The 14,315-nt window shown below is 44.2% G+C and carries 14 protein-coding genes; 6 read left to right on the top strand and 8 right to left on the bottom strand.

Annotation, left to right across the window (positions count from 1 at the left end):
* The first annotated feature begins 16 nt into the window (after positions 1-16).
* Positions 17-475 carry a hypothetical protein gene (locus ACTHQF_RS16430; protein WP_440431905.1) on the top strand — a complete coding sequence of 153 codons (459 nt, stop codon included), beginning with the start codon at positions 17-19 and terminating at the stop codon, positions 473-475.
* A 67-nt stretch (positions 476-542) separates the two neighbouring features.
* Here the strand turns inward: ACTHQF_RS16430 and trxA are convergent, their stop codons facing one another.
* The 3 genes from trxA to ACTHQF_RS16415 form a co-directional block, all read right to left on the bottom strand.
* Complete coding sequence (gene trxA, locus ACTHQF_RS16425) at positions 543-860, bottom strand: thioredoxin (protein ID WP_440431903.1); 318 nt, start codon at positions 858-860, stop codon at positions 543-545.
* A gap of 108 nt (positions 861-968) precedes the next feature.
* Positions 969-5,399, bottom strand: a complete 4,431-nt coding sequence (gene dnaE / locus ACTHQF_RS16420; RefSeq protein WP_440431901.1) for a DNA polymerase III subunit alpha — start codon at positions 5,397-5,399, stop codon at positions 969-971.
* Between the two features lie 103 nt (positions 5,400-5,502).
* Positions 5,503-5,985, bottom strand: a complete 483-nt coding sequence (locus ACTHQF_RS16415; protein WP_440431899.1) for a lipocalin family protein — start codon at positions 5,983-5,985, stop codon at positions 5,503-5,505.
* Between the two features lie 219 nt (positions 5,986-6,204).
* Here ACTHQF_RS16415 and ACTHQF_RS16410 point away from each other — a divergent pair, with 219 nt between their 5' ends.
* Both ACTHQF_RS16410 and ACTHQF_RS16405 read left to right on the top strand, forming a co-directional pair.
* Positions 6,205-7,143 carry a malate dehydrogenase gene (locus ACTHQF_RS16410; protein WP_440431898.1) on the top strand — a complete coding sequence of 313 codons (939 nt, stop codon included), beginning with the start codon at positions 6,205-6,207 and terminating at the stop codon, positions 7,141-7,143.
* A gap of 4 nt (positions 7,144-7,147) precedes the next feature.
* A complete protein-coding gene (locus ACTHQF_RS16405; protein ID WP_440431896.1) occupies positions 7,148-7,585 on the top strand; it encodes an aspartyl protease family protein in 438 nt (145 codons plus the stop codon).
* Positions 7,586-7,660: 75 nt separating this feature from the next.
* On the opposite strand, the gene ACTHQF_RS16400 is transcribed toward ACTHQF_RS16405, so the two are convergent.
* The 3 genes from ACTHQF_RS16400 to ACTHQF_RS16390 form a co-directional block, all read right to left on the bottom strand.
* A complete protein-coding gene (locus ACTHQF_RS16400; protein ID WP_440431894.1) occupies positions 7,661-8,326 on the bottom strand; it encodes a hypothetical protein in 666 nt (221 codons plus the stop codon).
* Positions 8,326-8,664 (bottom strand): PadR family transcriptional regulator, encoded by a 339-nt coding sequence (locus ACTHQF_RS16395; RefSeq protein WP_440431893.1) that lies wholly within the window; start codon positions 8,662-8,664, stop codon positions 8,326-8,328. Before ACTHQF_RS16395 ends, ACTHQF_RS16400 begins: the two co-directional genes overlap by 1 nt.
* Positions 8,665-8,747: 83 nt before the next feature.
* Entirely contained in the window at positions 8,748-9,038 is a 291-nt protein-coding gene (locus tag ACTHQF_RS16390) for a hypothetical protein (RefSeq protein ID WP_440431891.1), read from the bottom strand.
* A gap of 149 nt (positions 9,039-9,187) precedes the next feature.
* Between ACTHQF_RS16390 and ACTHQF_RS16385 the strand changes: the two genes are divergently transcribed.
* Entirely contained in the window at positions 9,188-10,846 is a 1,659-nt protein-coding gene (locus ACTHQF_RS16385) for a sensor histidine kinase (RefSeq protein WP_440431889.1), read from the top strand.
* Positions 10,843-11,595, top strand: coding sequence for a LytR/AlgR family response regulator transcription factor (locus ACTHQF_RS16380; protein WP_440431887.1), 753 nt, complete (start codon positions 10,843-10,845; stop codon positions 11,593-11,595). Before ACTHQF_RS16385 ends, ACTHQF_RS16380 begins: the two co-directional genes overlap by 4 nt.
* On the opposite strand, the gene ACTHQF_RS16375 is transcribed toward ACTHQF_RS16380, so the two are convergent.
* Both ACTHQF_RS16375 and ygiD read right to left on the bottom strand, forming a co-directional pair.
* Entirely contained in the window at positions 11,596-12,498 is a 903-nt protein-coding gene (locus ACTHQF_RS16375; protein WP_440431885.1) for a ChbG/HpnK family deacetylase, read from the bottom strand.
* Between the two features lie 65 nt (positions 12,499-12,563).
* Positions 12,564-13,397 carry a 4,5-DOPA dioxygenase extradiol gene (gene ygiD / locus ACTHQF_RS16370; protein ID WP_440431883.1) on the bottom strand — a complete coding sequence of 278 codons (834 nt, stop codon included), beginning with the start codon at positions 13,395-13,397 and terminating at the stop codon, positions 12,564-12,566.
* A 118-nt stretch (positions 13,398-13,515) separates the two neighbouring features.
* On the opposite strand from ygiD, the gene ACTHQF_RS16365 reads away from it, so the two are divergent.
* Entirely contained in the window at positions 13,516-14,100 is a 585-nt protein-coding gene (locus tag ACTHQF_RS16365) for a pentapeptide repeat-containing protein (protein WP_440431881.1), read from the top strand.
* Positions 14,101-14,315: the final 215 nt, after the last annotated feature.

Raw genomic sequence — 14,315 nt, 5'->3', positions numbered from 1 at the left:
AAGAAAAATAAAGAACATGAAAAATTTATGGATTGCAGTTTTACTCGTTTTCATACCAGCAATACTAAAGGCACAGGACCGCAGTGGCAGAAGTGAAGAGATTGAGTCTTACAAAATTGCTTATCTAACACAGAAACTGGACCTCTCTCCTACTGAGGCTAAGGTTTTCTGGCCAATATACAACGAGTGGCAAAAGGAACTTCGTGGCCTCTGGTCGGAAAGAAATAAGAATGTAATCAGCCATCGTAAAACGGATGAGATTGAATCGCTTTCAGATAATGAGATCCATGCGCTGATCACCAATGAGATTAACTACAAACAACGCAACCTGAACATCGAAAAGAAATATTACAGCAAGCTGAAATCAAGCTTGCCCTTAAAGGTTGTCGGCAAATATTACCGCGCTCAGGAAACCTTCAAAAAGGAACTACTTAACCGGTTCGGAAGAGGTAGAAACAATGCTGGTAACAAATAAACCTTAGATATACACATAAAAAAAGCGTTCATTTTCATGAACGCTTTTTTTATGTGTATATACTGGATTACAATTGTTTGTCTAACTTTCCTGAAAGTACAGACTTAGGAACTGCGCCAACTTGTTTATCTACAACTTCACCGTTTTTGAAAAACAATAAAGCAGGGATATTACGGATGCCAAATTTGGTAGAGATCTGTGGATTGTTATCAACGTTAACTTTACCAACAACTGCTTTTCCTTCGTATTCTTTGGAGATTTCGTCTACAACTGGACCTACCATGCGACAAGGACCGCACCATTCTGCCCAAAAATCTACCAACACTGGTTTATCTGAATTTAATACAACTTCCTCGAAGTTTGCATCTGTAATTTCTAAAGCCATAATTTATATTTTCTGATTAAGTTTCTTACTATCCTAAATGGATGATCTGATTTTACAAAGATAATAATCAATACTTATGCCACGGTATGCTTTGCAGGCTTTATGACATTAGTTCAACTTGTACGTAACAACGTTCAATGCAGTAACCTTCTCCAGGAATTCATTATTCGGATTTATCCTTAATGACTTGGAAGGCAAATCCAGAACAACATTCTGTTCCCTATCGTATACAGCGAAATGTAATTGGCAGTTTTGCTGTTCGGTACTGGACTTATTCTCTTCTATGATCCCGTTGATTTCGGCCATAAAGTCGTCGTTTATACCTTCTATAGGGATCTGGATGGTAATGCATTTTGCCAGCTTGTCACGTAGTTCAGACAGAAGTGCCATAGAGGTTACCTTGAACTCCCAATCGCCTTCTTTGCGGAAACGCTCGCCTACCCTTCCCCGGATCTGGAGAAAATAACCTTCCGTCAGGAACTGCTTGAACTTAATAAAATCATCACCAAATAACGCCAGCTCACAGCTTTCATCATAATCTTCAAACATGAAGGTTCCGAAAGGTTTACCGGTTTTAGTCATGCGTTGTGCAGCAGCAACAACCAATCCTCCAACAACCAGCTCCTTGTTCTTCAAAGCTTCGAATTCCGCAAGGGTTTCTTCATTTGTATCGCCTGTGCGGATCTTATTAATAATAGAAAGGTGTTTAACATTGTGTAAACAGAAGTTGTTCAACTCGAAACGATAGTTGTCTAATGGGTGACCAGACAGGAATATTCCGATTGCATCTTTCTCGTATTTAAGCTTGTCGATCAGGGTCCACTCTGGTGCTACAGGCAAGCTTGGTTCCAGGATGAGATCTGCAACGGTACCACCGAATAAAGAGGATTGTGCTGATGATTCATTGTTCTGGAAGTCGTTCGCATACTTGATCAGCTTTTCAATACCATTCATCTTATCATTGATACCGATAAAGAAGTATTGTGCCCGGTGATAACCGAAGCCATCAAAAGCCCCGCTATATACAAAGCTTTCGTAAGCTTTCTTATTCACGGTGCGGGTATTTGCACGTTTGGCGAAGTCATGAACACTTTTAAACGGTCCATGTAACTTACGCTCCTCGATAATACTTTCCACGGCCTTTTCACCCACGCCCTTCACGGCAGACAAACCAAAACGTACCTGTCCCCTGTCGTTTACGGAGAACTTAATGTCCGACTCATTTACATCGGGTCCAAGTACCTGAACACCCATCTGGCGACATTCTTCCATAAAGAAGGCCACCTGTTTGATGTCGTTCATGTTGTTGGATAGTACCGCAGCCATATACTCCGCTGGATAGTGTGCCTTCAGGTATGCCGTCTGGTAAGCAATCCAGGCGTAACAGGTAGAGTGCGACTTGTTGAAGGCGTAAGAAGCAAAGGCTTCCCAGTCTTTCCATATCTTCTCCAGGGTAGCCGGTGAATGGCCTTTAGCTGCTGCTTGAGACACGAACTTCGGCTTCATCTTATCGAGTACATCCTTTTGTTTCTTACCCATCGCCTTACGCAGAACGTCGGCCTCACCTTTGGTGAAGTCAGCCAGCTTTTGCGAGAGCAACATCACCTGCTCCTGGTACACGGTGATACCATAAGTTTCTTTCAGGTACTCCTCACAGGCATCAAGGTCATATTTAATTTCTTCTTCGCCGTTCTTACGTCGTACGAAACTTGGAATGTACTCCAGTGGTCCCGGCCGGTACAAAGCGTTCATGGCAATTAAGTCCCCGAAGACGGTAGGCTTAAGTTCCTTCATGTACTTCTGCATACCGCTGGATTCGTACTGGAAGATACCTATGGTTTCACCCCTTTGGAAAAGCTCGTAGGTTTTTACGTCATCAATCGGGAACTGATCCGGGTCCAGCTGAATACCGGTACGCAAACGCACCAGTTTCACGGTATCCTTGATCAAGGTCAGGGTTTTCAATCCCAGGAAGTCCATTTTGAGCAATCCGGCGCTTTCCACCACCGAGTTGTCAAACTGGGTAACATATAAATTGGAGTCCTTAGCAGTTGCTACAGGAACAAAGTTTGTAATATCATCTGGCGTAATGATCACACCACAGGCATGGATACCGGTATTTCTTAAGGATCCCTCGAGGATCTTCGCCTGCTGAATGGTCTCCCCGCTGAGGTTTCCAGCAGAAGCGGCGGCCTTCAGTTCCAGTACGCGTTCATATTCATCGGCACGAAGTCCGCCTTTTAAAGCGGCTTCATCAAGCGAGAATATCTTGGCGAGTTTCATGTTCGGGATCAGCTTGGCGATCTTGTCCGCCTCAAATAACGGTAGGTCAAGCACCCTTGCAGTATCCCTTATGGATGATTTCGCAGCCATTGTACCATAGGTGATGATCTGCGCCACCTGGTTTGCACCGTACTTATTGATTACATAATCCATGACACGGCTCCTGCCCTCGTCATCAAAGTCGATATCAATATCGGGCATGGAAACCCTGTCCGGGTTTAGGAAACGCTCAAATAGCAGGTCGTACTTGATCGGATCAATATTGGTGATCCATAAACAGTATGCAACAACAGACCCTGCGGCAGATCCCCGGCCAGGCCCTACGGATACGTCCAGCTTTCTAGCCTGTGCGATGAAATCCTGTACAATCAGGAAGTAACCAGGGTATCCCGTTTTCTCAATGGTTTTTAGTTCGAAGTCCAGGCGCTCGTCTATCTCGGGCGTAATGACTCCATAACGGCGCTTTGCGCCTTCGTAGGTAAGATGTCTGAGGTATTTGTTCTCCCCACGTTTACCGCCGTCAACGTCATCTTCAGCTACAATGAACTCTTCAGGAATATCGAACTTCGGAAGTAATACTTCCCTGGCAAGTTTAAAGGACTCAACTTTATCTGCAATCTCCTGCGTATGGTAAATGGCCTCCGGCAGATCATTGAAGAGCTGCTTCATCTCTTCAGGCGATTTGAAGTAGTACTCCTGGTTTGGCAAGCCATAACGATAGCCACGGCCGCGACCTATTGGCGTGGCCTGCTTTTCACCATCTTTAACGCACAACAAGATATCATGCGCATTGGCGTCCTTTTTATCGATGTAATAAGTATTATTGGTAGCCACCAGCTTCAGGCCGTGTTTACGCGCCAGCTGGATCAGTGTTCTGTTCGCAATATCTTCATCCTCCTGGTTATGGCGCATGATCTCGATATAGAAATCATCACCAAACTCGCCTTTCCACCATTCAAGTGCGGCTTCAGCCTGATGCTCACCAAGGTTCAGGATCTTACTGGCAATCTCCCCATATAAGTTACCAGAAAGCACGATCAGGTCTTCTTTATACTGGGAAATCAGCTCGCGGTCTACCCTTGGCACATAGTAGAAGCCTTTGGTATAGGCTATGGAAGATAGTTTAGCCAGGTTATGGTAGCCATTCTTGTTCTTCGCAAGCAGCACCATCTGGTAGCCGTTGTCTTTTTTAGATTTATCCAGGTGATTATCGCAAACGAAGAACTCACAGCCAATGATGGGCTTCAGCAGAACCTCGGTAGGCGCTTCACCCGCTTCAAAGGCAGCTTTATTCTTTGCCTCCGCAGCTTTATTATGGTTGGCCACCTGGCTTACAAAGTGAAATGCCCCCATCATATTGGCATGGTCAGTCATGGCGACTGCAGGCATTTTATACTTTGCCGCAGCTTTGATAAGCCCGGGAATGTTTATGGTAGATTGTAATACGGAGAACTGCGTGTGGTTATGTAAATGAATAAAATTTGCATTGCTCAGTTCTCGTTTGTTGTCGTTTAAAGTAGCGCGGGAAATCACTTCCGCTGGTTTCTGTAAGCGGCGTTTGATCTCTTCAGAAGCAGCCTTCAGGTTAATGTGTGTTAGACCTACGGTTTCAATAACACCCGGATTAGCCTGTTTGAAGTTGCGGAGGTATTCCTGATCAAGACCAAGTTCTTCCGGACGGAAAGCATCGGACTTCAGCAACTGCAGGAAACAGCGGGATGTTGCCTCTACGTCTGCGGTTGCGTTGTGCGCTTCAGCGAAAGGTACGCCAAAAAGGTAGCTGTGGAGCTCTGTTAAGGTGGGCAGCTTGAATTTACCACCACGACCACCAGGCAGTTGCAGCAGATTCGCCGTCACCTCGGTACAGGTATCCAGTACCGGCATGTCGGTCAGCCTGGTTTCTATGCCCAGGCGGTGAAATTCACAAGCCATTACATTGACGTCGAAGCCGATATTCTGGCCTACAGCAAACCTGGATTTCGACAGCGCAATGTTGAATTCGGCCAACACTGCTTCCAGTTCTTCACCTTCTTCCTGCGCAAGCTCCGTACATATCCCATGGATTTTCTCCGCATCGTAGGGGATGTTAAAGCCATTTGGCTTTACTAGATAACTCTTATGTTCCAGCAACTTACCCAGATCATCATGCAGCTGCCAGGCCACTTGAATGCATCGCGGCCAGTTTTCCGTGTCCGTGATTGGTGCATTGTAGTTACGTGGTAAACCGGTGGTTTCTGTGTCGAAGATAAGATACATAGGAGTTTAAGCGTATTCTGAATTGGAGATCCAAAATTACTCAAATACCTGCTTAAAATACCGAATATTTCAATTTAGACTTTTGCCTTACAGTTTAGCCCTATTAGTTAATTTGTTCTTTAGACAGCTTCGGAATAGGATGTTCCTGAGAGATAAGTTTGTGGGTCTCGTAACCTTTTTGCTTGCAACGATAGATGATCTCATCCAGCAATTCCTGATCCAGGTAAGGCTTTCTGGACATGATGAACAGGAACTTGCATTCCGGGTGACCGATAACCGCGTAAGAATAATCTTCGGCCAATTCTATAACCCAGTAGTCTACCTTAAAAGGCCAGATAAACTGCAATTTGAACTCTGCGTTATTGGTGCCTTTAACAACATAGAGTTTCGATCGGATATATTTTGCGGTTTGCTCCCCCGCAACTTTAAAGTTCGTAAACACTGCGTAGTAACCGTCCGGATGGATTACATAGGTCTCCGTAGTCTGTCGCCAATGCTTATCCATGAAAGTAGATATGGAATATAATGTATACCATTTCCCTGCAAATGACAATATATCTACCCTTTCTACAGGTGTATTTTCCATAACTGTATTCTCTATTATTAAGCCCCCGGTGCCGGAATGTTAAATCTAGATAAATAACCACTTATTAGAAATAAAGTTTTAAAAACGATTTTTTAAAGCACCCAAAATTGATACCTTCGAAAGGGTCGCGAGGTACGCTTTTTGCCTTATTGAGCAGGCAAACAGGTCCCTTACCGGAGGGTTGAAGGACATTAAAACCGCTAACTTAAATTGGAAAATATGAAAATAACTGTAGTAGGTGCAGGAGCTGTCGGCGCAACATGCGCGGATAACATCGCCCGCAAGGAGCTGGCACAAGAGCTTGTGTTGTTGGACATTAAAGAAGGTTTTGCTGAAGGAAAAGCAATCGACATGATGCAGACCGCAGCACTCTTAGGCTTTGACACAAAGATCACCGGAGTAACCAACGACTACAGCCAGACCGCCGGATCTGCCGTTGCAGTAATCACCTCGGGGTTACCCAGGAAACCAGGTATGACACGCGAAGAATTGATCGGTATCAATGCTGGCATCGTAAAAGGTGTAGCAGAAAATATACTTAAATACTCCCCAGAGGCCATCATTGTAGTCATTAGTAATCCTATGGATACCATGACCTACCTGGCATTAAGATCCTTAAACTTACCGAAGAACAGAATTATCGGAATGGGTGGTATCCTGGACAGTGCGAGGTTCAAATACTACCTCAGCAAAGCGCTAGACTGCAATTCCAGCGATCTACAAGGCTTCGTAATCGGGGGCCATGGCGATACCACCATGATTCCACTGACCAGATATGCAACCTACCAGAGCCTGCCAGTAAGTAACTTGCTTGACGAAGCTACGCTGGAGAAAGTTGCTGCAGATACCATGGTTGGTGGTGCAACATTGACCGGATTGTTAGGTACATCAGCATGGTACGCGCCGGGTGCCGCAGGTGCTGCACTGGTGGAAAGTATTGTACGTGATGAAAAGAAGATCTTTACCTGCTGTGTTGCGCTGGAGGGCGAATATGGTCAGGCTGACATCTGTCTGGGCGTACCGGTTGTTGTGGGCAAAAGCGGCTGGGAGTCTATCATAGACTTCAAACTGACCCCTGAGGAACAAGCAAAATTTGACAGAAGTGCAGACGCTGTTCGCAGCATGAACAATGTGCTTACCGAAATGAAATTAATCTAATTGAATGAGAACAATTCGTGTCCCATTAAAACTGATAAACTTACAAGACGACGGTTTCCACCTCCTGGTGGAAATTGTTGTTTTTGGGGAAAGCCATTGGGCAGTATTAGATACCGGTGCTTCAAGATCGGTATTTGATAAAACGCTTTTGGAGAAAAATATTGCAGCAGATGATATTGAAGCTGTTAACACAGCGGATGAAAATGTTGCAACGACCTTATTTAGCACTTCCACAACCGCAGTCGCCACCATACCCAAGCTGAAGATCGGAAAGTTAAAACTGAAGAAGTATCAAGCTGTAGGGTTAGACTTGCAAAGCGTAAATGAGGCCTATGAACATTTAGGTCATCCGCTCGTTGCAGGGATTATTGGCGGTGATATCCTGATCAGGTACAAAGCGAAGATTGATTATAAACGGCTGCGCCTTACTTTATACAAGTAAGACGTTTATGCAAAATGAAAAAGCACCCTGAAGCAAGTAGCATAAGGACCCTGAAACAACATTCTTGAAAGAACTTTAGTGTAGCTTCAACCTTAAGGCGCTTTTATACATCTTCAAATAAGCTCTAAGAAAGACACCTAGAAAGAAGTAAGTCACCCACAGGATAGCTACTAATATGACGGGCTCCAAGGAAGTAAGCACATCCCATGAAAAACTAGCATAGAACACACAAGTTGCAGTGTTAAGGCCAAATAGCGCATTGTAGCGGAGCGCATAATTACTAACCGAGGGCTTGGCTTGTTGTCTTTCCAGGAAATAAGACTTATATACAAAAAGCAGCAAGGGAATAAGCAGGATGATCAATGTGCCGGCAATAATTATAGAAACGATCGTTTGGCTGTTTGCGTTGACGAAGTAGAATATGAGCCCAAGGCCAAGCAATGCAAGGTTGTTTACTACTGCGGGATACTTAAAGGTGTTTAGTAATTCCAGTTTTAACATTTGGCTGAAGCCGCCGTAAAGTGCTAGCCGGGTATTTTCTTCTTCCTGCCTGATCTGTTTTTCTCCACCGAAATCACAATTGATCACATCTTTAACCAAGCTCATTTGAAATGTGGCTTGAGGCTCCTGCTCCAATGCGGAAAGCACATGATCATAAACCTCATCATAGGTTTCCATATAACGGGTAATCGATTTCACGTAATCTGCTAATTCCTGTTTTTGTAATTCGTTCAAGATCATTATAGAGCGGGTTTAAGGTTTAATAGCAGCTGCAGACTTTCAATGAATTCACGTGCCTCCTCTAGTTTATGGGCCGCCAGCTTTTGCCCGTCTGAAGATAGTTCATAATACTTCCGCATGCGACCGTCAACCATCTCGGAACTCGTTTCTAGTAAGCCTTCAGCCTCGAGCTTATGTAAAGTTGGATATAACGCCCCTTCCTTCAGGTTAAAACCACCACTAGTGACGGCTTTTACCTTTTGGGTAATCTCATAGCCATACATTTTTCCATGCTGTTCCAGCAAATTCAATAGAATGGTTGATAAGGTACCCTTGAATAAGTCGCTATTGATTGACATTCCCGAATATAGCAAAAACTATATACCTAAAAAAATATGTATACAGATTTATAACACCTTACGCCCGCTTAACGCAACTAAGTTCAACGGAGAAATGCTGAAACCAGCTGCTCCCATTCTTTGTCCAACGTGATGGCTGGCCTTTTCTCCCCTGCTCTGCTATACCAGTAATCCGCATTCCAGATGTCTCCTTCTTTCCTGTGCAGGTAAGCATGGAGATGCGCTGAACGCTTGTCGCCCAGCTGATCAATGAGATCATGTGCCGCTTTCCAATCACCTTTGCCATCATACCAAAGTGACTGCAGGTGCAGGGAAAGATTTTCCGGCAGTTCATCACTACTTAAACATGCTTTAAATTCTTCCAGGTTTTTCATATCAAACACAAATTATACAGATAACAATTACTTGGGAGCGCCAGATCAACAAAATTACCGGCAAAATTCACAGCCAATCAAAGGCTATTCACATCTTCGCTTTTTCTAGTACCCTCAGCGCCGAATTTAGTAGAAAAATTGAAAGCAAAATGAAAAGAATTTACCTGATTTTAGTAGTCCTACTGGCCTCGGCACAATGTACGTTTTCACAATTCAACTGGGCTGACTATTCACACAGCTATACGGATGGGACCTTTGATGAACCAAATACCGTTAGAATCATTACGGCAATCAAAAGCGTCAATGATAATTATTGGGATGACACCACTGGTAATCTCTTATTCTCTCCTTTCGCCAAAGACAGTGCGTTTAACGCTGAACGGCCGTCACCACTTATCCTGCGCAGTGTTTATGACACCAGTGAAGTTCACTTTGTACTACGCGGTGTGGATGAATACAACGCAAATGGATATGAATTCTCTGTTTATGAATATAATGGGAGGATACTTGTACCATACACCACAGTCAACAAGTTTGCAGATCAGGAACTGAAAAAGTCATCGGGCTCTCCAAAAATGGCTTACCTGGGTAGTTTTGTTGCACCATTAGGAAAGACAATAGTGGTAGATGTTAGGAACATAAGCAGTAAAAAAATCATCTCCACGGCCGCAATCAGCTGGAAAGCTTTAAAACCTTTCATTACCAGCATCTACACGACAGGAGAACTAAACACCTTTTTGAACAAGTTAAGTAGACCTTACCAGTCAGACAGTCCGGAAGGAAAGTACAAGATTAGCGATGTGGACCAGGAAACGGGATTAAACAAGAAATTAAAAATAGCTGCGAAAGATAACAGCTTGATCTTCCTGTTAAAAGGAAAGGCAACCAGCAAAGAACAAGTAGAATACGCACTTGTCAGGAATAACAAAGTTGAAGTCGCTTGGAAACCGAATGACTTCGATAATAACTTTGTCTGGCTCAACGAGCTCAGACCTGGAAACTATATACTAAAGATACGATATGCCATACAGCCTACACATATCACTGAATTTCAGTTTGATATTGAGCCAGCCTGGTATCAGGGAAAGTTGTTCATGGTTATCTGCGGCATCTTATTGGCAGGTTGCGGAGGGGCCTTCATCTTTCTGATGCTTTACCTTCGCCAGAAACAAACAACAGAATGGGCACAGTTAAACAAGACGAAGGCACAATTGGAGCTAAGGTCCATATATGCACAGCTCAACCCACACTTCATTTTCAATTCCATCAATTCAATCCAGGGTCTGGTGAATAGCAAGGATATCGATGGGGCAAACCGTTACCTTGCTGATTTTGCCCAACTCATGCGTGAAGCAATCGTCAACAACAATAAGGAGCTAACATCCTTGCAAGAAGAACTGCGCATGCTTGATACCTACTTGAAACTGGAACAACTAAGATTCGGGTTCCAGTACAAAATAGAAGTTGATCCGGAAATAGACGCATCTATCACCGAAGTGCCAACGTTGTTCGTTCAGCCGCTTGTCGAAAATGCCGTTAAACATGGGATTTCCGGTCTTCAGCAGCAAGGAAAAATAAACTTAAACATACGGAAACTCGACAATGACCTCTTCATTAGCATACATGATAATGGAAAAGGATTCAACGAGCAAGAAGTGCAAGCAGGTTATGGACTGAAATTAACAAAAGAAAGGATTGCCCTACTTAACAAACTAAGCAACGATCAATTTATCTATCTGGAAGTTAAGCATGAATCAGGCGACAACGGCACCTGGATTGAATTAAAATTCTCAAATTGGTTCTTATGAGCATCGATGCAGTTATTATTGATGATGAAATTCACAATATTGAAAATCTCCAGGAATTATTAAAAATCCATTGTCCGGAAGTTACAATTGTGGCTACCGCACAAGATGTAGCTCGTGGAATTGCAAACATCAAGCAATTCAATCCAACAATTGTATTCCTGGATATTCAAATGCCTGAAAGGAACGGATTCGAGCTGCTTAAGCACTTTCCCGAGCCCTGGTTTGAAATCATTTTCGTTACTGCGCACGATCAGTATGCCATACAGGCCCTTCGATTCTCGGCCGTTGATTATCTGCTCAAGCCAATAAACATTACAGAACTTCAGCAAGCCACAACACGTGCAGTTGCAAAACATCAACAAAAAACACAAAATAAAGAGCTGAAGAATCTGCTTAGCCTACTTACCACACAGTCGACCAAAGATGAACAGCGCATTGGGCTACATACACTCAAAGAAACACGCTTTGTAAAAACTGGTGAGATCTTACGATGCCAATCTTCAAACAATTACACAACTTTCTTCCTAAAGGATGAAGAACTGGTCGTGTCTAAGCCGATTTATGAATATGAAGAAATTCTGAGGGGTTACGGATTTATTCGCTGCCATCAATCTCACCTTGTCAATGTCCGTTATATCAAGAGCTGGAAAAAGGAATATGGAGATTTTCTGCAGCTGTTTGATGGTACAGAAATTCCAATTTCAAGAGGTAAGAGAGATAGTGTCAAGGAACTTCTGAATACCCTGTAGCTACTTTCCTGCAGGTATGGTCTTCTGATTACGTAACCCAAGCTGCTTAATCAAATCCCGGTAAGTCACCAGCTCGAACTGCTTACCCACCATTTCCTGGAAATCCTTAGAAAGCACCATATCTAATTCCGTTTGCCGGTGACTACTTGCATTGCTGCTCATCATGCTGCTGTTCATATCTGTCATGGCGTCCATCTCCGGCGTGGCCTGTGCAATATGCAAAATCACCATATTTGCAGGCGCCGCAGCGGATAAATTCTCAAGCACCTTCATAAAGGCTTGTTTCTTTGTCGCAACGGGTTCGCCCCACATATCATTGTAAGCTTCTCCGAAATAGGTTACCTCGCTCAAAGGCGATATCCCCAGCTTGTACTTCTTAGCCAGCTTTTCGGTAAGGCTACGCAGTTCTGGGGTAGACAAGGCAATCCCCATGTGCGGATCAATATAGGAGATCTGCAAACCGGAAGAAATCGCACGTTCAATCTGTGCACTCAGCTCCCGCTCTACTTCTTCAAGCTTGTATTTATTCTTCTGAAAGGCCGTGGTCGAAGGCAGGAAATACCCCAGGCTATCCACCAGGCTAGGCACAGCTGATTGCCCCAGTACCGGGCCCCAGCGATAGTTCTTCCACTCCGCCGTCAGGGTTAGATGAACCCCTACCGCTACATTCGGATACTTCTTTAATACTTCTACCGCTTCCTGGTACCAGGGACAAGCAAACATCACAGAAGCGGAAAAAGGAATACCGGTTTTACCCACTTCATCAATGGCCGTATTCACCGCATGGTTCATACCAATGTCGTCAAACCGTAGGAGTACTTTAGGGAGTTTGCCAGAAGCGCTTTGCGCAACAGCATGTAGACTGCCGATTAGCAGCATCAAAAAGAGGAAATGCTTTTTCATAGGATATTTGGTTATTCCTAATATCCGTTATTATCCCCTAATGTGGATAACTAAAGCAAAAAAACTTATCCAATTTTCAGGGAAGTCATGGTCAGGGAACCAGCAACGGCTTTATCATTAAAGAAGGATAGGTCATCAGCGGTGGTCCTCAGTCCCAGCGTATACATCAGCGGTATATAGTGCTCGGGTGTAGGAATGGCCATCAAAGCATCAGTTCCCAAACTCTGGTAGTTGAAGAGTGGCTCATAGTGCTGCTCCGTGATCAATGATTTAAACTTCTCGTTGATGTTCAGCGCCCAGTCGTAACCATATTCCGGTTCGTCCATTTTATCCCAGGCCACCATCCGGAGGTTATGTACCATATTACCCGATCCGATGATCAGCACCCCTTTTTTGCGCAAGGCACTGAGCTCCTTCGCCAATTCAAAATGGTACGCAGGACCTTTGGTATAATCAATGCTCAACTGCAACACTGGGACATTTGCCTGGGGATACATGTGCCGAACTACAGTCCAGGTGCCATGGTCCAATCCCCAGTCGTGATCCAGCTCCACTTGCGTAGAATGAAACAGCGAAGCCGTTTCCCTGGCCAGATCAGGCATTCCGGGTGCCGGATATTGTACATCGAACAGGGCCTGCGGAAATCCGCCAAAATCATGAATGGTTTCCGGGAAATCCATTGCTGTGATCTTCGTACCCCTGGATAACCAATGTGCAGAGACAACCAACACCGCTGTTGGTACAGGTATCTTTTCCGCCATAGCTTTCCAGCCACGGGAAAAGTCGTTATCCTGAATGCCGTTCATCGGAGAGCCATGGCCAATAAACAATACCGGCATCACATATTCCTGTTCAGGTAATTGGTTAGTGAAGGTTTTGAATGATCTTAGACGGTCCATGATTGTTGCTTTTTTGTATGTAGTACAAATTTAAGCTATCCTGGAAGGCTTTCCATTGACCCAGGTTAAGAAAGCCAGGTGTTGAGCGCTTATTTACTAACTTCACCAATAAAAAACCATGACTTCAAGAAAGACCAATACACCAGCAGCCAAAACGTATGAAAACCTGATCGAGCGAATTGACTTCAGTCTGGAAAGAGTCGATCGTGCTTACGAATCCACTGAATTCCGCTCCTGCACCTTCAATGACATTTCTGGTGTCGCCTTTACTGATTGTCTCTTCTCCTCCTGCAACTTGAGCAATGCCCAGGTGAGCAAAGCAAAAGCACAGGACTTAACCTTCCGTGACTGCAAGCTGATCGGCATCAACTTCTACCAAATGCTGGACTTCGGTTTTTCCCTACACTTTGAAAACTGCCTGCTGGACTATGCAAGTTTCGACAAGAAGAAAATGAACAAAAGCAGCTTTAAAAACTGCAAGCTGCACGGCGTAAACTTCAGTAAAGCTGACCTTTCAAAAGTTACCATGGTCGATTGCGACCTGGTAGATGCCATCTTTGACGGCACCAATCTTTCTGGAATGGACTTCAGCACCAATAGAAATTTCAGTATTGACCCGCATTTAAATCTGGTGAAGAAAACAAGGTTTGCAGCTACTACCCTTTCAGGATTACTGACCAAGTTCGACATCATTATAGAATAACGTTACAGCAGGCGCTACCTTGAGGGGGGCTATACAAGGTATTAACAGGGACTTGACCCGTCGATAGCCTTGTCGGGGCCTTGTTAAGGCCCTGTTAACCCCTTGTCAACCCCCTGTTAACCTCAGCGCTGACCGGCAGTGTAGTATACTGGTATTTGTTTACAGTGGAAAGTCTGTTTACTATATGTTGTTTACAATTAATACTTTATTACTGG

The organism is Pedobacter sp. SAFR-022 (assembly GCF_051965375.1).
GTDB lineage: Bacteria > Bacteroidota > Bacteroidia > Sphingobacteriales > Sphingobacteriaceae > Pedobacter.
Note: the sequence above shows the minus strand (reverse complement) of the source record. Positions and strands in the feature narration are given on the sequence as shown.

Excerpts from the sequence above, each read along its gene's own strand:
- ACTHQF_RS16430 (WP_440431905.1), top strand. The coding sequence starts at position 17 with ATGAAAAATTTATGGATTGCAGTTTTACTCGTTTTCATACCAGCAATA.
- trxA (WP_440431903.1), bottom strand. The coding sequence starts at position 860 with ATGGCTTTAGAAATTACAGATGCAAACTTCGAGGAAGTTGTATTAAAT.
- dnaE (WP_440431901.1), bottom strand. The coding sequence starts at position 5,399 with ATGTATCTTATCTTCGACACAGAAACCACCGGTTTACCACGTAACTAC.
- ACTHQF_RS16415 (WP_440431899.1), bottom strand. The coding sequence starts at position 5,985 with ATGGAAAATACACCTGTAGAAAGGGTAGATATATTGTCATTTGCAGGG.
- ACTHQF_RS16410 (WP_440431898.1), top strand. The coding sequence starts at position 6,205 with ATGAAAATAACTGTAGTAGGTGCAGGAGCTGTCGGCGCAACATGCGCG.
- ACTHQF_RS16405 (WP_440431896.1), top strand. The coding sequence starts at position 7,148 with ATGAGAACAATTCGTGTCCCATTAAAACTGATAAACTTACAAGACGAC.
- ACTHQF_RS16400 (WP_440431894.1), bottom strand. The coding sequence starts at position 8,326 with ATGATCTTGAACGAATTACAAAAACAGGAATTAGCAGATTACGTGAAA.
- ACTHQF_RS16395 (WP_440431893.1), bottom strand. The coding sequence starts at position 8,664 with ATGTCAATCAATAGCGACTTATTCAAGGGTACCTTATCAACCATTCTA.
- ACTHQF_RS16390 (WP_440431891.1), bottom strand. The coding sequence starts at position 9,038 with ATGAAAAACCTGGAAGAATTTAAAGCATGTTTAAGTAGTGATGAACTG.
- ACTHQF_RS16385 (WP_440431889.1), top strand. The coding sequence starts at position 9,188 with ATGAAAAGAATTTACCTGATTTTAGTAGTCCTACTGGCCTCGGCACAA.
- ACTHQF_RS16380 (WP_440431887.1), top strand. The coding sequence starts at position 10,843 with ATGAGCATCGATGCAGTTATTATTGATGATGAAATTCACAATATTGAA.
- ACTHQF_RS16375 (WP_440431885.1), bottom strand. The coding sequence starts at position 12,498 with ATGAAAAAGCATTTCCTCTTTTTGATGCTGCTAATCGGCAGTCTACAT.
- ygiD (WP_440431883.1), bottom strand. The coding sequence starts at position 13,397 with ATGGACCGTCTAAGATCATTCAAAACCTTCACTAACCAATTACCTGAA.
- ACTHQF_RS16365 (WP_440431881.1), top strand. The coding sequence starts at position 13,516 with ATGACTTCAAGAAAGACCAATACACCAGCAGCCAAAACGTATGAAAAC.